Below are 20,474 nucleotides of genomic sequence, written 5' to 3' on the forward strand. Positions count from 1 at the left end.
GGTCGGGGGGCCGGGGTCAGCAGTTCGGGAGCCTGGGCATCGTCGGGGATGGCGAAGCCGCTGGGGTACTTCACGCCCTGGTCGCGACCCAGCTTGACCGTGCCCAGACCCAACGGCGAAATGCGCAGGCCGGTGCTGCCCAGTGGGCGGTGCATGTCATGCAGCGTCGCGTTCATGGCAGCAGCCCTTCCCAGAACGGCCCGGTCAACGGTGGTCGCGGCAGTTCCGGTAGTGCAGGATGCTGGACGGGGCGAATGCCGTCGCGGGCGAGAGCGGCTTCGACGCGGTCGGAAAAGTCCGGTGACAGCGCCAGCTTGGTCGGCCAGCCGACCAGCAGGCGGCCCTGCTCGGCGAGAAAGGCGTTGTCCGGACGGGCGAGGGCCGATTGCGCCGGCTCGGCGCGGTCGATGCGCAGCGTGGTCCAGTGCGCTGCGGACAGGTCGATCCAGGGTACCAGCTCGGCCAGTTCCTTCTTCGCCGCGGCGATCTGGCTGGCTTCGTCGCGCGCCACGCCATCGGCTTCGGCCAGATCGCCGCCCAGGTACCAGACCCACTCGCCGTCTGCCGCCGGATGGCTGGTCACGGTGATTCGCGGTTTGGTGCCGCCGCCCAGGCAGTGGGCGTAGAGCGGCTTGAGCGTCGGCGCCTTGACGATGACCATGTGCAGCGGTCGGCGCTGCATGGCCGGCTGCTGCAGGCCGAGCGAAGTGAGCAGCTCGGCCGTTCCGCCGCCGGCGCTGAAAACGATGCGCTGAGCGCGGATCTCGCGGCCGTCGACGCGCAGACCGACCAGCTCGTCGCCATCGAGCAGCGGTTCGACCTGCTGGCCGGCGAGCAGGCTGTCGCCGGCCAGTTCGGCCAGGCGGGCGATCAGACTGGGCACATCGAGCACCAGTTCGCTGAGGCGGTAGACCTTGCCTTTGAATTTCGGGTGTTGCAGAGCGGGTGGCAGTTCGTCGCCCTTGACCTGACCAACCCGCGAGCGCACTGCCTTGCTGGCGAAGAAGCTGGTGAGGTTGCCGGCCAGCGTGCCGGGCGACCAGAGGTAATGCGCATCGGACAGCAGGCGCACGCCGCTGAGATCCAGCTCGCCCTTGCCTTCAAGAGCCTCGCGCCAGCGCCGTGGCATGTCGGCGATGGCTTCGGATGCGCCGGTGAGGGCGCCGCTCAAGGCGTATTTGGTGCCCCCATGAATGATGCCCTGGGACTTCACGCTCTGCCCGCCACCCAGCGTTCCCTTGTCCACCAGCAACGTGGCAAAACCTTGCCTGCGCAGGCGCGCGTTGAGCCAGAGGCCGGCGACGCCGCCGCCAACGATCAGGACATCGGTGCTGAGGGATTCAGGCATGTGCAGGCCTCATACGGGGAAACGGACGCGCAGTATAACTGCATGCAGTTCGCGGGGCGCTTAGTGGCCGGTGCTGCCGGAGAACAGCTGAATGACCACCACGCCAGCGATGATCAGGACCATACCGAGCGCTGCCGGCAGGTCCAGGTGCTGGCGATAGATCAGCGCCGCAGCGATGCTGACCAGCACGATGCCCAGGCCCGCCCAGATGGCGTAGGCGATCCCCACCGGAATGGTCTTCACCACCAGCGCCAGCATCCAGAAGGACAAGCTATAGCCACAAATCACCAGCAACAGGGGCAGCGGGCGGCTGAAGCCGGCCAGGGCTTTCATCGAGGTGGTGGCGATCACTTCGGCGCAGATGGCGATGGCCAGGTAAACGTAACACCGGACATGGGAAATCCTGATCGTGGGCTGGAGGAGGTCAACTTCGTTCGGTCGCGTCCTCGTCAACTAGTTCGCCAGCCGTGGCGATTGTGGCTCGCCGGCAGGCGGCTTGCTAAGCTCCGCGCCCATGAATCGCACCCTCTATACCCTGCTGTTCCACCTCGGCCTGCCGCTGGTATTTCTGCGCCTGCTCTGGCGCGCCTGGCGCGCGCCGGCCTACTCCCGTCGTATCGGCGAACGTTTCGCCTTTGGTTTGCCGCCGCTTCGTCCGGGTGGCATCTGGGTGCATGCGGTGTCGGTCGGCGAGAGCATCGCCGCGGCGCCGATGATCCGCGAACTGATGGCGCGCTATCCGCAGCTGCCGATCACCGTCACCTGCATGACCCCGACCGGCTCGGAGCGGATTCAGGCGCTGTTCGGCGACAGCGTGCAGCACTGCTATCTGCCCTATGACCTGCCCTGGGCGGCGGCGCGCTTTCTTGAGCGCGTGCGACCGAAGCTGGCGGTGGTGATGGAAACCGAACTCTGGCCCAACCATATCCATCAGTGTGCACGCCGCGACATTCCGGTAGCGCTGGCCAATGCGCGCTTGTCCGAGCGCTCGGCCCGCGGCTACGCGCGCTTCGCCCGTCTGACTGCGCCGATGCTGGCTAAGCTGAGCCTGATTGCCGTGCAGACCGAGGCTGAAGCCGAACGTTTTCGCCGGCTCGGTGCGCGCGATGAGTGCGTCGAGGTGACCGGATCGATCAAGTTCGACCTGACCATCGACCCGGCACTGCTGGAGCGTGCCAGTAAATTGCGCCAGCAGTGGGCGGCGCTGGAACGGCCATTGTGGATCGCCGCCAGTACACACGCCGGAGAGGACGAGATCATGCTGGCTGCGCATCGCCAGCTGCTCAGCAACCATCCGCAGGCGCTGCTGATCCTGGTGCCCAGGCACCCGGAGCGCTTCGCCTCGGTGTACGAGTCGGCGGTCAGGGATGGGTTTGTCGCCGTGCGGCGCTCGACGGGGGAAGTGGTCGACGCCGGTACCGAGGTACTGGTCGGCGACACCATGGGCGAGCTGCTGTTTCTCTACGCGCTGGCGGATATCGCCTTCGTTGGCGGCAGCCTGGTGCCCAACGGCGGGCACAACCTCCTTGAGCCCGCAGCGCTGGGCAAGCCGGTGCTCAGCGGCCCGCACCTGTTCAACTTTCTCGAGATATCGGCGCAGTTGCGCGCGGCTGGCGCCCTGCGTGAAGTGCAGGATGCCGCGCAACTGGCGCAGGTGGTCAGCGAACTCTGGGGCGATCCAGCCGGGGCCCAGGCGATGCGCGATGCCGGTCTCGGCGTGCTCAAGGCCAATCAGGGCGCTCTGGAGCGGTTGCTGGCGGGGTTAGGGCGGCTGCTCGGGTAATTTGGCCGGGCGGATTCGGCGTCAGGCCGCCATGTTCGGCGCGGGATGCTTTTGATGGTTTTCCCGCCTCGGGCCAGGCAGCTCAACGCTAGAGTTTTAGCCGTTGGGCTCTCGCACAGGTGCATGAAGGTATCGCTACGCTGCCCGGCCGATCATGCACCTGTTTTCCTTCGTCGCTCAGTAATCGATCCGCACCGGCTGGCCGATGGTTTGCGGCAGGTCCGGTGGCAGGAAGTCGGTGTCCGGGTTGTAGTCGGGCTTCAGGTACGCCGCCAGCTGCTGCAGATCGTCCGGATTGAGCGTGCCCGCGGCCTGTTTCAGGCGCAGGTTGTCGAGGATGTAGTCGTAGCGGGCGTTGTTGTAGTCCCGCACGGCGCCATACAGGCGGCGCTGGGTGTCGAGCACGTCGACGATGTTGCGCGTGCCGACCTGATAGCCGATCTCCGTTGCCTCCAGCGCGCTCTGATTGGAGATGATCGATTGCCGGCGAGCCTCGACCTGCTCGATATCGGTGTTAACCGCTCGGTGCAGATTGCGTGTGGATTCGACCACCTGGCGGCGCAGGCTCTCGCGCTGCTGCTCGCTCTGGCTGAGCTGGTAATAGGCCTCGCGACTCTGCGAAGTGGTCAGGCCGCCACTGTAGAGCGGAATGTTCAGCTGCAGGCCGATGCTGCGCTGCTCGACGTCACCGGTGTAGCGAGGCATGTCGAAGCCCGGGATGCTCTGGCTGTTGCTGAAGCCCAGCGCATCGTTGTCGCCCTTGCGATAGGACGCCACCGCATCGAGCGTCGGTGCATGGCCGGAGCGGCGCTGGCGCAGGGTTTCTTCCGCTGCGGTCACCGCGTAATTGACCGCCAGCAGGTTGAGGTTCTGCCGTGTTGCGGTATCGACCCACGCCTTGGCCTCGTTCGGCACCGGCGCCAGGACAGGCAGGGTGTGGCGGATGCCTTCGAGGGCGATATATTCGCGGTTGGTCAGGGTGTACAGCGCCTGGAAGGCGTCCTCGACCTGGCGCTGGGCGATGGACCGATTGGCGCGTGCGGTATCGAACCCGGCCTGGGCCTCGAGCACGTCGGTCTTGTCGGAAAGACCGACCTCGAAGCGTTCGTTGGCCTGGTCGAGCTGGCGCTTGAATGCAGCTTCCTCGGCTTTAACCGCCGCCAGATTGTCCTGGGCGCGCAGCACGGCGAAGTAGGCCTGGGCGCTCTGCAGGATCAGGTCCTGTTCAGCGATGGAGTATTCGATTGCCGCCTGCTCGCTCACGGCTTCCGCAGCCTTGAGCTGGAACCAGCGGTCGGCGCGGAAAATTGGCTGGCTCAGCGTCGCCTGATAGGCGGTGCCGCTGCGCGACAGCGAGGTGGAGCCCATGCTGGTGTCGACGTCCGTTTCGGTGTCGCTCAGCTCGGCGCCGGCACTGAGGTTGGGCAGCAGGCCGGCCCGCGCCTGCGGCACGATTTCCTGGCGGGCGCGAAACAGCGCGCGCGCCGCGGCCAGGTCGGCGTTGTTGTTGACGGCTTGCTGATAGACGCTGACCAGATCGGTCTTGCTGGCGAGGGGGATGGTCTCCTGCGCCCAGGCTGCTCCGGCGGTGAGGGAGGCCACGGCGAGAGCCAGGGGGAGTCTGCGCAGCATGTTGGGTCCATCCTGAATAGAGCTGATGGGCAAGGCTAAGCGGCGGCTGACGGAGGGTCAAGGCGCGTGTGCGAGGTGACGTCAGATGCCGGTTGCGGCCGGCCGAAATGACCGAACGGTCGACTAGTTTCGCCGTTGCCATGGCGTTCGTACGGGGTCTTGATTAGACTCGATGGCGTTCTTGTCGGGGTGCCTTGAAGCGAAGGCTGAGATCGGAAAGTTCCGGATCCCGTTGAACCTGATCAGGTTAAGGCCTGCGTAGGGAACAAGATGTGCTCGCCAGTCGTTCGGCCAGCTCTCTCAGCGCCAGTCCCGGCGCGCCCGATGCCCTTGCCATCCGTGTTTCAGGTTCGCTCCGACAATTCTCTAGGAGCCAGCCTGATGCGTGTAGAACAACAGAACCTGAGTGAATCCGCCCAGGTCGACCAGCAGTCGATCCAGCCCTTTCCGCGCTCGCAGAAAATCTATGTGCAGGGTTCGCGCCCGGACATCCGCGTACCGATGCGCGAGATCAGCCTGGACGTGACGCCCACGGACTTCGGTGGCGAGATCAACGCCCCGGTCACCGTCTACGACACCTCCGGCCCCTATACCGATCCGAACGTGCAGATCGACGTACGCAAGGGCCTGGCCGATGTGCGCAGTGCCTGGATCGAGGAGCGCGGCGATACCGAGAAGCTGCCGGGGCTGACCTCCGAGTTCGGCCAGCGTCGCCTCAACGACGCGGAGCTGACCGCCATGCGTTTTGCCCATGTACGCCATCCGCGGCGGGCCAAGGCCGGGCATAACGTCAGCCAGATGCACTATGCGCGCAAGGGCATCATCACGCCCGAGATGGAATACGTTGCCATCCGCGAGAACATGAAGCTGACCGAAGCACGCGAGGCTGGACTGCTGAAGGATCAGCACGCCGGGCATAGCTTCGGCGCCTCGATCCCCAAGGAGATCACGCCGGAATTCGTGCGTGACGAAGTGGCCCGCGGTCGCGCCATCATCCCGGCCAACATCAACCACACCGAACTGGAGCCGATGATCATCGGCCGCAATTTCCTGGTGAAGATCAACGGCAACATCGGCAACTCGGCGCTGGGTTCTTCGATCGAAGAGGAAGTGGCCAAGCTGACCTGGGGCATCCGCTGGGGTTCGGACACCGTGATGGACCTGTCCACCGGCAAGCACATCCACGAAACCCGCGAATGGATCATCCGCAACTCGCCCGTGCCGATCGGCACCGTGCCCATTTATCAAGCGCTGGAGAAGGTCAACGGTGTCGCCGAAGACCTGACCTGGGAGCTGTTCCGCGACACGCTGATCGAGCAGGCTGAACAGGGCGTGGACTACTTCACCATCCACGCCGGGGTGCTGCTGCGCTACGTGCCGCTGACGGCCAAGCGCGTGACCGGCATCGTCAGCCGCGGCGGCTCGATCATGGCCAAGTGGTGCCTGGCGCATCACAAGGAAAACTTCCTCTACACGCATTTCGAAGAGATCTGCGAAATCATGAAGGCCTACGACGTCAGCTTCTCGCTGGGCGACGGCCTGCGCCCGGGCTCGATTGCCGACGCCAACGACGCCGCGCAGTTCGGTGAGCTGGAAACCCTCGGCGAGCTGACCAAGATCGCCTGGAAACACGATGTGCAGTGCATGATCGAAGGCCCGGGTCACGTGCCGATGCACATGATCAAGGAGAACATGGACAAGCAGCTGGAGTGCTGCGACGAGGCGCCGTTCTACACCCTGGGCCCGCTGACCACCGACATCGCCCCTGGCTACGACCACATCACCAGTGGCATCGGTGCGGCGATGATCGGCTGGTTTGGCTGCGCCATGCTCTGCTACGTCACGCCGAAGGAGCACCTTGGTCTGCCGAACAAGGATGACGTGAAGACCGGCATCATCACCTACAAGATCGCCGCGCACGCCGCCGACCTCGCCAAGGGTCATCCGGGCGCGCAGATTCGCGACAACGCCCTGTCCAAGGCGCGCTTCGAGTTCCGCTGGGAAGACCAGTTCAACCTCGGCCTCGACCCGGACACCGCGCGTGCCTTCCACGACGAGACGCTGCCGAAGGAATCGGCCAAGGTGGCGCATTTCTGCTCCATGTGCGGGCCGAAGTTCTGCTCGATGAAGATCACCCAGGAAGTGCGCGAGTACGCTGCCGAGCACGGCCTGACCGATGAGCAGAAAGCCATCGAGGCGGGTTTCGCCGAGCAGTCCTCGCGCTTCAAGGACGAAGGCTCGGTGATCTACAAACAGGTGTGACCGGCGAGGGCGGGCCTGCGCTGATCATGAGCGCGGCTAACGCTGTGCGGTTATCCACCCTGCGGGAAGCTTCGCCTTGTGCTGCCGGCAGGCGTAGGGTGGATGGCCGAAGCCATCCACCGGATTGCCCGCCCAGCGCTACCCGAGGCGACCTGCAACTTATTGATTTTCCTGCATTAGACGCTTAGAGTGCTCGCCCTTCGCGATGCCCATGTAGCTCAGCGGTAGAGCACTCCCTTGGTAAGGGAGAGGTCGGCGGTTCAAGTCCGCCCATGGGCTCCATTGTTTGGCGGGTGCAGTCGTTAACTGTGACTTGGCCAATGGCCGCTGCAGCATTTTCCGGCTAAGGTCCCCTGTGTTTTCGACACTCAGGGACGAGTCATGGAAATCCTTCATCACGGCGCCGCCGATGGCGTCACCGGCTCCTGTCATCAGCTGCGCCTGGATACCGGTTTCAGCCTGCTGGTCGATTGCGGGCTATTCCAGGGGGCCGATACCTCGCCGGGACGGGCCGGGGCCGGCAGTCTGGATATCGAGTTCGACCTGGCCGGCATTCGTGCGCTGGTCGCAACCCACGTGCATATCGACCACGTCGGCCGCATTCCCTACCTGCTGGCCGCAGGCTTCAGTGGCCCCATCCTCTGCAGTGAGCCTTCTGCCCGGCTGCTGCCGATCGTGCTCGAGGACGCCTTTCGTCTCGGCATCAGTCGTGACCAGCACAAGGTCGAGCAATATCTCGCGCTCGTCGAGCGGCGTCTGATCGCGCTGCCCTACAACCGCTGGTTCACCCTCAGCGACACGTCGTCGTTGCGGGCGCGCATCCGCCTGCAGCGCGCCGGGCATATCCTCGGCTCGGCCTATGTCGAGGTGGACATCAGGCGTCCTGGCCAGGCACGTCGGCGTGTGCTCTTCTCGGGTGATCTCGGTGCGCCCCATGCGCCCCATGCGCCCTTGCTGCGCCCGCCGAAAGTGGCGGCCGGCGCCGACGTGGTGGTGCTGGAGAGCACCTATGGCGACCGCCAGCACGAGGATCGAACCCAGCGCCGGCAACGCCTGAAACGACTGATCGAGAAGGCGCTGGCCGACGACGGCAGCGTGCTGATCCCGGCCTTCAGCATTGGCCGCACTCAGGAGCTGCTCTACGAGCTGGAACAGATCATCTTCGAGGCCCATGCCGGGGCCGGCCCTGCGTCTGGTGCCGGCTGGCGGCAGCTACCGATCATCCTCGACTCGCCGCTGGCCAGTCGCTTCACCGAGGCATACCGCGAGCTGCGCCCGTTCTGGAATGACGAAGCGCAGGGTCGGCTGCGCGAGGGGCGCGATCCGATGGCATTCGACCAGCTGCTCACCGTCGACAGCCACGACCAGCATCTGAGCATGGTCCGCCACCTGGCCGAAACGGCGCGGCCGGCCGTGGTCATCGCCGGTGGCGGCATGTGCGCCGGCGGGCGCATCGTCAACTATCTCAAGGCGATGCTCGAGGATCGGCGGCACAACGTTCTTTTCGTCGGTTACCAGGCTGCCGGCACCCCTGGGTACGCCATCCAGCGCTTCGGCCCTCGCGGTGGCTACGTCGAGCTCGATGGCCAGCGACTGGACATCCGCGCCGGTATTGAAAGCATTGGTGGCTACTCGGCGCATGCCGATCGGAATGGGCTGCTTGGCTTCATCACCACGATGCGGCGCTGGCCGAGCGAGGTGCGGCTGGTGCATGGCGAGGCGCGCGCCAAGCAGCAACTGCGCGAGGGCCTTATGTCAGCCTATGCGGCCAAGGGGCGAAGGGTAGACGTGCTGGTCCCCGAGCGCTGAGTTTCGCTCTAGCGGCCCTGCAATACGTCCCGGTAGACCTGTACCGTTTGCTCGCACATGCGCTGCGCACTGAACTGCTCCTCGAAGCGGCGCGCCGCATTCGCGCCCAGTTCGGCGGCCAGAGCCGGATTCTCCCAGAGCTGGCCCATGGCCCGTCGCAATGCTGGCGAGTCGGCCGGCGGGACGGCCATACCGGTAACGCCGTCCAGGTTGACGAATGTCGTGCCCGTGCCGATCTCGCAGGAGATCATTGGTTTGCCATACATGGCCGCCTCCAGCAGGGAAATGCCGAATGCCTCCGAGCGCAGGTGGGACGGAAAGACGAATGCGTGGCAGAGCTGCAGCAGGCAGGCCTTGTCCTCGTCGGCTATCCGCCCGGTCCAGATCAGATGATCAAGCCCTAGCTGGCGTGCCTGTTCCTTGAGGTTGGCTTCCTCTGGGCCTGCGCCGGCGATGACTACTGGCCAGCCAGTGCCAGCCACCGCCTCGAGCAGATACTCCAGCCCCTTGTAGTAGCGCAGCACGCCGACAAACAGGAAAAAGCGCGCCGGCAGGCGTTCGCGCCAATAGGTCAGGCGCTCGGTCGAAGGCTCGGGGTAGGCCCGACGGTCCAGGCCGAAGGGGATGGCTACCGTCTTGTCTCGGTGCCGGCACAGGACCTCGCTGCTTTCAAGATAATTCGGCGAGGAGGCGATGATGCGGTCCATGCTCGCCAGGAAGCGCTGCATCAGCGGCTTGTATAAGGTGAGCAGCGTGCGCTGGCGGACGATGTCCGAATGATAGCTGACGACGCATGGCCGCCTGTGCCGGCTTACGAAGTGCACCAGATCCATTACCGGCCAGGGAAAATGGAAATGGATGATATCGGCCTGCCGAGCCGCGTCGCTGAACAACGCGAATGCTTCCCGGGAAAAACCGGTGGAGGCAATGACCAGATCCTGACGGGCCCTGACCACCTCATGGTCCGCGACCCACAGGCGCTGCGGCGAAGCGTCAGGGCTCAGCGTCAGCACGCGGCTTTCGACGCCCAGTTCGCGGTTGCCCTGGCATAGCTGATAAATGACCTGTTCTATGCCGCCGGTGGTATCCGGCAGGTAGGTCTTGAAGAAGTGAAGGACGCGCATGGGGGCTCGAGGCAGGTTGTCGGGCGGCCTGAATACGCTGAGCGATCGGGCCGGCCCCAAATGGGACAGAGGCCAGCATGAGGCCCCGGGTCGGAAATCTACCTTGCGTTCCGGCGGCCCGACAAGGGCGTCATTCATCGTGCCGCCTCGGTTTACATTCTCCAGTGGATATAACGGTGGTAGACTCCGCCGCTTTCGAATATGCCAGGCAGTACCGAATCCATGCGTAATGTTCGCGAAAACAGCCTGAAGACCGCGCTCAAGGCGTGCAAGGGCAGTTTCCTCTCGGTCGGCTTCTTCAGCTTCTTCGTCAATGCCCTGATGCTGGTGCCGTCGTTCTACATGCTCCAGGTCTATGGCCGTGTCGTGACCAGCGGCAGCATCCCGACGCTGGTGATGCTCACGCTCATCATGACCATTCTGATGGGCACCATGGGCTCGCTGGAGTGGGTGCGTTCGCGCATCATGGTGCGCCTGAGCACCCGGCTTGATGTCCTGCTGAGCCGTGACGTCTACCGGGCGAGCTTCAAGAAGGCCCTGGACAGCGGTGGCATGGATGCGTCGGCGCAGCCTCTTAATGACCTCACCGGGCTGCGCCAGTTCCTTACGGGGAACGGTCTTTTTGCCTTTTTCGATACCCCCTGGCTACCGGTCTACATCGGCGTGATGTTCCTCTTTCACCCCTGGTACGGCTGGTTTGCCATCGGCTGCGCCATCGTTCTGCTCATGCTTGCGGTAGTCAACGAAAAGCTGACCGGCAAGGCCATCGCCGATGCCAACAAGCAGAACATCGCTGCGAGCCTGCACACCAACAAGAATCTGCGCAACGCCGAAGTGATCGAATCCATGGGCATGCTGGAAACGCTCATGGGGCGCTGGGGCGAGCGCCAGCGCCAGGTTCTGCTGCTGCAATCGCAGGCTAGCGACAAGGGTGGAATGGTTACCTCGTTCTCCAAGACATTCCGCATGCTGTCGCAGTCGCTCATTCTGGGCATTGGTGCCTATCTGGCGGTCAAGCAGGAAATCACTCCCGGCCTGATGATTGCCGGCTCCATTCTCCTCGGTCGGGCGCTGGCGCCGATCGACCTGATGATCGGCAGCTGGAAGGGCTTCATTTCGGCGCGTTCCCAGTACGCACGGCTGAACGAAATCCTCGACGAGCAGCAGGCTGAGCCGCAACGCATGTCCTTGCCCGCACCCGAGGGCAATGTGCTGGTAGAAAACCTCATCGTCAGTGCGCCCGGCTCCAAGACGCCGATTCTCAAGAACATCAGCTTCGCCGTACCGGCAGGCTCGGTAGTGGGTGTCATAGGCCCGAGCGCCTCCGGCAAGTCCACATTGGCCCGCGCCCTGCTTGGCGTCTGGGCGCCGCAGCATGGTGTCGTGCGGCTCGATGGTGCGGATATCAACAATTGGGACAAGCGCGAGCTGGGCCCCTACGTCGGTTATCTGCCGCAGGACATCGAACTGTTCGAAGGCAGCATCAGCGAAAACATCGCCCGCTTCCGCGAAGTAGAGCCGGATAAGGTCATCCAGGCAGCCAAGACTGCCGGCGTGCACGAGATGATCCTGCAACTGCCTGAAGGCTATGACACGGTGATCGGCTCGGACGGTGTCAACCTGTCCGGTGGCCAGCGCCAGCGTGTCGGCTTGGCGCGGGCGATCTACGGTAGCCCTCGGCTGATTATCCTTGACGAGCCCAACTCCAACCTCGACGAGGTCGGAGAGCGCGCACTGGCCATGGCCATCCAGCAGCTCAAAGCCAGTGGCGCCACGGTGTTCATCATTACCCACCGCACCAGCATCCTGGCCCAGCTCGATCGCCTGCTGGTTATGAGCAACGGAGCAATCGGCCTGTATGGGCCGCGCGACAAGGTCATGGCCGAACTCAACAAGCAACAAGCCAGCGCCCAGAAGATCGCCCAGGTAACGCCTGGGCAATCTGCGGCACGCTCGTAACCGAGACCATCATGACTAGCATGAACAATGCCATCGAAGATCGCCTTGCCAGCCTGCCGGCGTCGGACCGCAAGGCTCGCCTGATCGGTTTTGCTATCGTTTTCGTGACGTTTGGGCTCTTTGGTGCCTGGGCCACCTTCGCCCCTTTAGGCAGCGCCGCACTGGCGCCCGGTGTAGTGACCGTGCAGTCCTATCGCAAGACCATCCAGCACTTGGAAGGCGGCATCGTCAAGGAACTGCATGCCCGTGACGGAGACGTCGTGGCTGCAGGCGATCCGCTGATCGTGCTTGACGACACCCAGGTCCGTGCCGAATACGGCATGACGCTTAGCCAACTGGTGGCTGCCCAGGCTATGGAAGCGCGGCTGCAGGCCGAGCGCGACGGGCGGGAGCAGGTCGACTTCAGCGCAATGATCGAAACCAGCAGCCATCGCGCGATCGAGGCCCAGGACGGGGAAACCCAGGTGTTCAATGCCCGTCGTGGTTCACGGCTTGGAGAAGTCGCTGTTCTGCAGAAGCGTGTCGGACAGCTGCAGGAGCAGATTTCTGGCTTGCAATCGATGGTCGCTACCAAGCGCAATCTGGAAAAGTCCTACCGCGATGAAATTGGCGAACTGACGGAGCTCTTGGCAGAGGGTTATGTCGACAAGCAGCGCCTGCTCGAACAGCAGCGACGCCTCGACATGCTCAAGGCCGAGGTCGCCGATCACCAATCGGAGGTTACCAAGACCCGCCTGCAGATCAGTGAAACCGAGCTGCAGATACTCCAGCTGAATAAGGATTTCAATTCGGAAGTGGTGGCACAGCTCTCAGAGGTGCAGACAAAGGTGTTCGACCTGCAGGAGCGCAAGGCCGCTCTGGAAGATCGCCTGAGCCGCATCGTCATCCGTGCCCCCGAAGACGGCATGATCCTGGGCATGAAGGTCCACACGATCGGCGGTGTCGTCAGCCCGGCCACGCCGTTGCTCGATATCGTGCCTTCGGTGTCCGACCTTATCGTCGAGGCTCAGGTGTCGCCTATCGACATTGACCGTGTAAGCGTGGGCAAGCCCGCCGATATCCGCTTCAGTGCCTTCAATAGTTCGACCACCCCGGTGATCAAGGGTGTTGTCCGGCATGTATCGGCGGACCGCCTGATCAATGAGGAAACGGGCATGCCCTACTACCTGACGCGCGTCGCGCTGACCGAGGAGGGCGCGCGGGCGCTGGGCTCGCTCACGCTCCAGCCGGGCATGCCTGCGGAGGTGCTGATCAATACCGGCAACCGGACGATGTTGCAGTATTTGATGCAGCCGGCGACCGATGCCTTTGCCAGATCATTGATCGAGGACTGATGGTGCGCTGCTTCGCCTCTCTTTGCTTCAGCCTGTTCTTCGGCCTCGTTCAGGCCCAAGCCGCCGAAACACCGGCGGCGCCGCCGGGCGAGGTTACGGCCTCGACCTACTCGGCCAACCTGATGCAGCTCTATCGCGAGTCCCGCCTCGAGGATCCGCGTGTCCTCGCCGCCTACGCTCGCGCTCAGGCAGGCAAGGAGCGCGAGCGCGAAGCTTTCGGCGGACTGCTGCCGCAGGTCACCGCCAGCAGCAGCTTCAACCGCACCAACCGCGACGTGGAAACCTACACCGAGAGCTTCAACAACGAACGCTACGCCCTCTCGCTGAGCCAGCACTTGTATAACAAGCAGGCCTGGGAGAACTATCAGGAATTCAAGTCCCGGGCGAGACAGGGCGAGTTCGAAGCTATTGATGCGCAGGCGGAAGCAACCGTTGATCTGGCGCAGCGCTATTTTGTCGCCCTGGCTTCGGACGACGAGCTGGAGCTGGTTCAGGCCGAGCGCCGCGCCACACAGAAGAATCTTGACCGTGTCGAGGCAATGTACGAGCGGCAGCTCGCCATGGTGACCGACGTACTCGATTTGCGGGCGCGCGTCGATGCACTGGCTGCGCAGGAGGTCGAGGCGCGCAATCAGGTACGCGTCAGCCGCGAGGAGTTGTCCGAAATCATCGGTCGCCCAGTGACCGAGCGCCTCAGTCGTATACGCGAGGACATCGAGCTGCAGGTGCCGGGCGAAAGCGTCAGCGTCTGGGTCGAGCGTGCTGTCGCCGCGAACCCTGCGCTCAAGGCCCAGGAACAGGCTCTGGCGGCTGCCGAGGCTGCCCTTCGTGAAGGGCGGGGTGGGCATTACCCTTCGGTAAGTCTCAACCTCAGCGCTCAGCGCAGCGATGTCGGTTACGACAACACCCTTGCGCCTCGCTCGGATAGCTATGTCGCCAGCCTTGGCGTGCAGATCCCAATCTACAGTGGCGGCTCCACCTCGGCTCGTAGCCGCGCGCTTTACAACGACCGGCTTTCAACCGAACAGCAGATGGAAGCGGTGCGCAGAGAAGTCGTCAAGGAAACCACAAGCGCTTACCTGACCGCTCAGGCCAGCATTGAAAAAATTCGTGCCTCACGTAATGCGCTGGAGTCGGCAGAGCGTTCTAGCGTGGCTGCCGAGCGCGGCTTCGAGTTCGGCGTCGTCAACGCGGTTGACGTGCTGACCGCTGTGCAGAACGAATATAAGGCCCGGCGTGATCTGCTCAAGGCGCAATACGATTTCATCACCAATCTGCTCGTCCTGAATCGTTGGGCTGGTGCCCTCTCCGAACAGAGCGTTGGCTCGGTTAATCTGTGGCTCACCGCCCATGAGGAGCCCAGGGCGCTGGAAAGAGCAGAAGGAGATTGACCGAGCCGGAGCTCCTGCGTGCTCCTTCAAGTCAAGGTGTATAAAGTACGCCTTTCCTTTTTTGGAGCAGTCGTACAGATGCTCCAGTCCGTCGACTACAGGGACCGATCTTGAACAAACAGCTGCTTGAGTTGTGGCAGGCGCGCTATTTCATCCGTAACTCCATCCGCAACGAATTCATCAGCAGGGTCGTGCGCAGCCGGCTCGGCCTGGTCTGGATCGTGTTGTACCCGCTGGCTCAGGTCGCGATCTATGCATTCGTGCTGTCTGTGGTCATGTCCGCGAAGCTTCCCGGCCTCAATGGTGCCTACGCCTATCCGTTGTTCCTGACGGCCGGAATTCTTGCCTGGTCATTGTTCACCGAGGTCGTTAGCCGCTGTCTCAACCTTTTCATCGAGAATGGCAATCTCTTGAAGAAGATGGTGTTTCCGCGCCTTGCGCTGCCGGTGATCGTCGTGGGCTCGGCCTTGTTGAACAATGCTGTCCTGTTTCTCTCCGTCATGGTGATCTTTGCCTTGCTCGGCCATGCCCCCGGCTGGTCGATCGTCTGGTTACCGCTGCTTACGCTATTGATGCTGGGCCTGGCGCTTGGGCTGGGGCTGGCGCTCGGTATGCTGAATGTATTCATACGAGATATCGGACAGCTCGTAACCATTGCCCTGCAGTTCGGGTTCTGGTTGACACCGATCGTCTACAGCATCGACCTGCTACCTGAGCGGGCAAGGCACCTGTTGTTCCTCAACCCGCTGACCGCAGTGGTCCAGGCCTATCAGGCGGTTTTGGTGTACGGCCGCAGCCCGGACTTGCATGCGCTGATCTACCCTGCTGCTTGTACGGTGCTTGTGCTAGCGCTCGCCGCCTACCTTTATTGGCGTGGTATCGATGAAGTGGTGGATGTCCTATGAGCTTCGCTTTGCGTGTGGACAGTATTTCCAAAGCTTTCAATACCTATCGCCACGAACGCCACCGCATACTGTCCTGGTTCGGCTGGAACACCTCTGGCGTTCATCAGACCGCCGTGCTCGAGGACATCAGCTTCGTTCTCGAGCCCGGTGAAGCCGTAGGGCTTATCGGGCTGAACGGTGCCGGCAAGAGCACCCTGCTCAAGATCATTACAGGCACGCTGAAGCCGAGTAGCGGGAGCGTGACCGTCCAGGGCCGAGTCGCTGCGATTCTCGAGCTCGGGATGGGTTTCAACCCCGAATTGACAGGCCGGCAGAACGTCTACCATGTTGCCGGTCTGATGGGCCATTCGCGTTCACAGATCGATGAATTCATCGAAGAGGTTCATGGGTTTTCCGAAATTGGCGATTACTTCGAGCAGCCGGTACGGGTCTACTCCAGCGGCATGCAAATGCGCCTGGCATTCAGCATCGCTACCGCACGGCGCCCGGAGATATTGATCGTCGACGAAGCGCTGTCGGTGGGTGATGCATACTTCCAGCACAAGAGTTTCGACCGCATTCGACAGTTCACGCGTCAGGGCACCACGCTGCTGCTGGTCAGTCATGACAAGCAGGCCATTCAGAGCATCTGTACGCGCGCCATCCTGCTCGATAGTGGCCGTATCGCCATGCAGGGCGAGCCGGATCAGGTCATGGACTTCTACAACGCAATGCTCGCGGACCATCAGGATCAGCAGGTTATCCAGGCGGGGCAAGGTGGCGCCCTGCTGTCCGGAACCGGCGAGCTGACCTTCAGTGGAGTCGAACTGCGGGACTTGTCGGGGCAGCCGGTGGAAGTCATCGATGTGGGACAGCCGGTACGGCTCCGCATTCGTGCGCGGAGCCTTGCGGCCGTGCCGGACCTGGTGCTTGGCTTCCTCATCAAGGACCGCTATGGGCAGGATGTTTTCGGCACCAATACACGGCAGCTCGATCAGGTGCTGCATGATATTCCTGAAGCGCAGGAGCTGGAGTGGAACTTCGATTTTGCCGCCGACATCGGCCCCGGAACCTACTCGGTGACCATCGCCCTGCATAGCGTCGTCGGCCATATCGAGCGTAACTACGCCTGGCAGGAGCGGGCATTGATGTTCGAAGTCATCAACCGCAGCCGCCGCGAATTCTCCGGAGTCGCTTGGCTGGATACCCGAGTGGAGTGCGGCAAGCGCCATGAGCAATGATTTCTACCGCGCTCTGGAGGAGCGCTTCCGTGCGCCGCAAGCCGAGATCAGGCGTCGCCTCGAGGGTTATCTGCCCTACCTGCGCGCGCTGCGCGAGCATACACCGCAGCCGCGAGCGTTCGATATCGGATGCGGGCGCGGCGAATGGCTACAGCTGCTCGCCGAGGAAGGGTTCAAGGCCGAGGGCGTCGACCTGGATGACTCGATGCTCGCCGCCTGCCATGAGCGTGGTTTGCAGGCAAAGAACCAGGACGCCCTCGAAGCGCTGTCAGGCATGGCCGACGAGAGCCTTGATCTGGTCACGGCCTTCCATGTGGTGGAGCATCTCGAATTCGACTACCTGCAGCAGCTCCTGCCCGAGTGCCGGCGCGTGTTGCGTCCGGGAGGATTGCTGATCCTCGAAACGCCGAACAGCGAAAACCTGATCGTCGGCACCAACAACTTCTATCTGGACCCGACCCACCAGCGGCCCGTGCCTGCACTGTTCCTGGAATTCCTCTGCCAGTACCACCTGTTCGACCGGTGTCGAATCCTGCGCTTGCAGGAGGACCCAGCGCTCCACCGAGGTGATGCCCGGATCGGTGTGTGGCAGGTCCTCTATGGTGTCAGTCCCGATTATGCAGTAGTCGCCCAGAAGGGCCCCACCGCCCAGAGCAATGCGATCGAGCGGTTGTTCGAGCAAAAGAGTGGAATCACGCTCGAGGAGTTGGCCTGCCGGCATGATGAGGACCTGCAGGCCCGATTGCCGAATTCTGGCCAGGCTCAGGATCTGGAAGTCATCATCCGGCGTCAGGGTGAACGTCTGGTGCGTCTCGACGAGCAACTGGCCAAAGACCGATTGCTCATCGATCGGCTCGTTCGCCAGATCGAACGTTCCCCCACGGCCAGGCTCGGCCGCCTGTTCGGTCGCCTTGGTCGCCCGCAGCTGAATATGCGCTGGGTGAAGCATGCCGCCGCCACGCTTCTGAGTCGCCCGGTTTTGCGCATGAGCGTCGTCGCCGAGCGCAGGCCCGCGCTTGGAAAACCACTGATGCGGCTGCGCCAGGCCTGGCCGGGTCTGGATCGTCGTTTCGCCCACTACCTGAGCGTGCTGCAAGGCCTGGCAGGCGGCCAGGAGTCGGTGACAATGGCGCCGCGGGCTGCATTGCTTCTCGAGCGTCTGGAGCTGCTGGCGAGCGTAAGCGAAGCGCCGACGCCGTCCGTGGGGCGAGCCCGCCTGGCCTACGTATCGCCTTTACCTCCCGAGCGCACGGGGATCGCCGACTACAGTGCCGAACTGCTGCCAGCGCTGGCCGAGCACTACCAGATCGATGTCATCGTCGAGCAACCACTCGTTGTCGGGCAGTGGCTTCAGGCCCATTGCGCAATACGCGATGGCGCATGGCTCCTGCAGCATGCCGAGCAGTACCACGCGGTCATCTACCACGTCGGCAATTCGCACTATCACGCCTGGATGTACGACCTTCTGCGCCAGGTGCCGGGCGTGGTGGTGCTGCACGATTTCTACCTCAGCGGGCTGATCTGGGCGCTCGATTGCGACCCCCGGTATGCCGGCATCAAATGGCGGGAGCTGCATTACGGCAGTGGGCACACCGCCGTTGCCGAAGTGGCTCGTGCCACTGACGAGGGGAGGGCGGCCTTGGCCTACCCCTTCAATCGCTCGTTGCTGGACGCCGCTGCCGGCGTCATTGTCCATTCGCAGATTTCCCTGCGTTTGGCCCGGCAGTGGTATGGGCCTGAAGCGGGAGCCGACTGGGCGCTGGTACCCCATCTGCGACAGCCTGTCGAGCGGGAGAGACGGCAGTCGGCGCGTGAGCGCCTGGGCATTGCGCAGGATGCCTTTGTCGTCTGCAGCTTCGGCCTACTCGGGTTGACCAAGCTGAATGACCGCCTGCTGTCGGCCTGGCTGGCATCGAACCTTGCCGCTGAGCCTGATGGCTTGCTGGTATTCGTCGGCGAACTGGGGGACGACCCCTACGCCGTGCAGCTGCGTCAAGCCATCGAGCGCAGCGGCCTGGCGGACCGCATCCGCGTCACCGGCTGGGCGGATCTCGAGACATTCCGTGGCTATCTGGCCGCCGCCGACCTGGCGGTACAGCTGCGCACGCTGTCACGAGGCGAAACCTCGGGCACGGTGCTCGATTGCATGAACCACGGTTTGCCGACGATCATCAACGCCAACGGCAGCATGGCCGACTTGCCACCCGAAGGCGTCTGGCGCCTGCCGGACGAATTCAGCGATGCGCAACTGATCGAGGCGCTACAAGCCCTGTATGCCGACCAACCTGCCCGCGCCGCCCTCGGCAAGAGGGCGCGCCAGCTGGTCGAGACGGTTCATTCGCCCGCCCGTTGTGCTTCGCTGTACGCCGAGGCCATCGAGCGTTTCGCCACACGCGCCAAGGCCGAGCGGCAGCGCCTGGTTGCCGCCCTGGAGCCGCTTGGCGCACACCCCACGCGGGGAGCGCTACAGGCGCTCGCTTCACGATTGGAGCCGAGTCGGCCGGCAGTTCATCAACCGCAGCTGCTGCTCGATATCACCGCTACCTGCCGGCTTGACCGGCAGACAGGCATCGAGCGCGTGGCCAGGGCGCTCACCTACGCACTGTTGGCTAACCCGCCAGCCGGTATTCGGGTCGAGCCCGTCTACCTCTCTGATCGCGGTGGGCGCTGGCATTATCGGTATGCCTGCCAATACACCGCCCAGCTGCTCGGCCTGCCTGCGGGAACTTCGGACTATGCGGTGGACGCATGCGCCGGCGATCGATTGATAGCGCTGGACATCTCCGGTGATAGCTTCGTGGCCGCAACGCGAGAAGGCCTGTTCGAGCGCATGCGCGCCGACGGGGTGAGCACCCGCATGCTGGTGCACGACCTGCTGCCGGTGACCCGGCCGGAGCTTTTCCCCGCGCGTGCCCAAGAGCATTTTCGAGCCTGGCTGCAGGCGGTGGCGCGTCTCGATGGCGCCGTTTGCGTTACCCGGACGGTGGCGGACGAGCTGCGCTACTGGATGCGGATCGAGGCGCGCTGGCGCCTCGACCAGTTCCATATCGATCACTCGCATCACGGGGCGGATCTCGCAAGCTCGGCGCCGAGTTCCGGCTTGCCGGCCGAAGCCGAAGCGCTTGTCGAGCGTTTGTCGCAGGCGCCCAGCATCCTCATGGTCGGCACACTGGAGCCCCGCAAGGGCTATCCCCAGGCCCTCGCCGCCTTCGACGAATTGTGGGCGCGCGGGGTCGAGGTCAATCTGGTTATCGTCGGCCGCGAAGGCTGGCGTGACCTGCCGAACGAAGAGCGCCGTTCGATTCCCGCGCTGGTGCGCGCATTGCGGAGCCATCCGCAGCTGGGACAGCGGCTGTTCTGGATGGACGGCATCAGCGACGAATATCTCGAGCGCCTCTATGCCGGCTGTCATGGCTTGCTCGCGGCTTCGGAAGACGAAGGTTTCGGCCTGCCGCTCATCGAAGCGGCGCAGCATGGGCTGCCGATTCTGGCCAGGGATATCCCCGTGTTCCGCGAAGTCGCCGGTGAGCACGCCCGTTTCTTCCAGGCCGCCGAGCCGCAAGAGCTGGCCGATGCATTGCAAGGCTGGATCGAAGCCGGCTTCACCCCGGCCTCGCGGCAAATGCCCTGGCTCACCTGGCAACAGAGCGCGGCCAATCTTGAGCGGATTCTGCGCTCCTCGTAGGAGGAATGCCTTGCCTGCGGAG

Annotated in this window: 13 protein-coding genes, 1 tRNA gene, 1 pseudogene and 1 riboswitch; of the genes and pseudogenes, 10 read left to right on the forward strand and 5 right to left on the reverse strand. The window is 63.5% G+C overall.

The features are described from left to right. From F753_RS0124820 to F753_RS33280, 3 genes and pseudogenes are all read right to left on the reverse strand, one after another. Nucleotides 1-176 (reverse strand): annotated as a pseudogene (locus tag F753_RS0124820) (aldo/keto reductase); the annotation flags it as partial. Further along, complete coding sequence (locus F753_RS33275; RefSeq protein WP_023444874.1) at nucleotides 173-1,348, reverse strand: NAD(P)/FAD-dependent oxidoreductase; 1,176 nt, start codon at nucleotides 1,346-1,348, stop codon at nucleotides 173-175. The pseudogene F753_RS0124820 and the gene F753_RS33275, both read right to left, overlap by 4 nt. 60 nt (nucleotides 1,349-1,408) lie before the next feature. Beyond that, nucleotides 1,409-1,681 carry a DMT family transporter gene (locus tag F753_RS33280; protein ID WP_051375869.1) on the reverse strand — a complete coding sequence of 91 codons (273 nt, stop codon included), beginning with the start codon at nucleotides 1,679-1,681 and terminating at the stop codon, nucleotides 1,409-1,411. A 181-nt stretch (nucleotides 1,682-1,862) separates the two neighbouring features. Between F753_RS33280 and waaA the strand changes: the two genes are divergently transcribed. Then, entirely contained in the window at nucleotides 1,863-3,131 is a 1,269-nt protein-coding gene (gene waaA / locus F753_RS33285; protein WP_023444876.1) for a lipid IV(A) 3-deoxy-D-manno-octulosonic acid transferase, read from the forward strand. A 177-nt stretch (nucleotides 3,132-3,308) separates the two neighbouring features. Here waaA and F753_RS33290 read toward each other — a convergent pair whose 3' ends face one another. Next, nucleotides 3,309-4,763 carry a TolC family outer membrane protein gene (locus F753_RS33290; RefSeq protein ID WP_023444877.1) on the reverse strand — a complete coding sequence of 485 codons (1,455 nt, stop codon included), beginning with the start codon at nucleotides 4,761-4,763 and terminating at the stop codon, nucleotides 3,309-3,311. 175 nt (nucleotides 4,764-4,938) lie between these two features. After that, nucleotides 4,939-5,045: riboswitch (TPP riboswitch) on the forward strand. A gap of 99 nt (nucleotides 5,046-5,144) precedes the next feature. On the opposite strand from F753_RS33290, the gene thiC reads away from it, so the two are divergent. The 3 genes from thiC to F753_RS33305 all read left to right on the forward strand — a co-directional run bounded on the left by thiC (nucleotide 5,145) and on the right by F753_RS33305 (nucleotide 8,834). Then, nucleotides 5,145-7,025 carry a phosphomethylpyrimidine synthase ThiC gene (gene thiC, locus F753_RS33295; protein WP_023444878.1) on the forward strand — a complete coding sequence of 627 codons (1,881 nt, stop codon included), beginning with the start codon at nucleotides 5,145-5,147 and terminating at the stop codon, nucleotides 7,023-7,025. Nucleotides 7,026-7,232: 207 nt separating this feature from the next. After that, nucleotides 7,233-7,307: transfer RNA gene (locus F753_RS33300), tRNA-Thr, on the forward strand. Nucleotides 7,308-7,406: 99 nt separating this feature from the next. Continuing rightward, nucleotides 7,407-8,834 (forward strand): MBL fold metallo-hydrolase RNA specificity domain-containing protein, encoded by a 1,428-nt coding sequence (locus tag F753_RS33305; RefSeq protein WP_014818904.1) that lies wholly within the window; start codon nucleotides 7,407-7,409, stop codon nucleotides 8,832-8,834. 8 nt (nucleotides 8,835-8,842) lie between these two features. On the opposite strand, the gene F753_RS33310 is transcribed toward F753_RS33305, so the two are convergent. Next, complete coding sequence (locus F753_RS33310) at nucleotides 8,843-9,958, reverse strand: glycosyltransferase family 4 protein (RefSeq protein WP_014818905.1); 1,116 nt, start codon at nucleotides 9,956-9,958, stop codon at nucleotides 8,843-8,845. Between the two features lie 222 nt (nucleotides 9,959-10,180). On the opposite strand from F753_RS33310, the gene F753_RS33315 reads away from it, so the two are divergent. From F753_RS33315 to F753_RS33340, 6 genes are all read left to right on the forward strand, one after another. Beyond that, nucleotides 10,181-11,917 (forward strand): type I secretion system permease/ATPase, encoded by a 1,737-nt coding sequence (locus F753_RS33315; protein ID WP_014818906.1) that lies wholly within the window; start codon nucleotides 10,181-10,183, stop codon nucleotides 11,915-11,917. 20 nt (nucleotides 11,918-11,937) lie between these two features. After that, nucleotides 11,938-13,251, forward strand: coding sequence for an HlyD family type I secretion periplasmic adaptor subunit (locus F753_RS33320; protein ID WP_014818907.1), 1,314 nt, complete (start codon nucleotides 11,938-11,940; stop codon nucleotides 13,249-13,251). Further along, nucleotides 13,248-14,642 (forward strand): TolC family outer membrane protein, encoded by a 1,395-nt coding sequence (locus tag F753_RS33325; RefSeq protein ID WP_374417599.1) that lies wholly within the window; start codon nucleotides 13,248-13,250, stop codon nucleotides 14,640-14,642. The genes F753_RS33320 and F753_RS33325 overlap by 4 nt, the downstream gene beginning before the upstream one ends. A gap of 110 nt (nucleotides 14,643-14,752) precedes the next feature. Next, entirely contained in the window at nucleotides 14,753-15,547 is a 795-nt protein-coding gene (locus tag F753_RS33330; protein WP_014818909.1) for an ABC transporter permease, read from the forward strand. Then, the gene (locus F753_RS33335) at nucleotides 15,544-16,767 is read left to right on the forward strand and encodes an ABC transporter ATP-binding protein (RefSeq protein ID WP_014818910.1); all 1,224 of its coding nucleotides are present in this window, start codon (nucleotides 15,544-15,546) and stop codon (nucleotides 16,765-16,767) included. Before F753_RS33330 ends, F753_RS33335 begins: the two co-directional genes overlap by 4 nt. Beyond that, nucleotides 16,757-20,452: a glycosyltransferase gene (locus tag F753_RS33340; protein WP_023444881.1), complete on the forward strand. Its 3,696-nt coding sequence runs from the start codon at nucleotides 16,757-16,759 to the stop codon at nucleotides 20,450-20,452. The genes F753_RS33335 and F753_RS33340 overlap by 11 nt, the downstream gene beginning before the upstream one ends. Nucleotides 20,453-20,474 lie beyond the last annotated feature (22 nt).

It is taken from the genome of Stutzerimonas chloritidismutans AW-1 (assembly GCF_000495915.1).
Taxonomy (GTDB): domain Bacteria; phylum Pseudomonadota; class Gammaproteobacteria; order Pseudomonadales; family Pseudomonadaceae; genus Stutzerimonas; species Stutzerimonas chloritidismutans.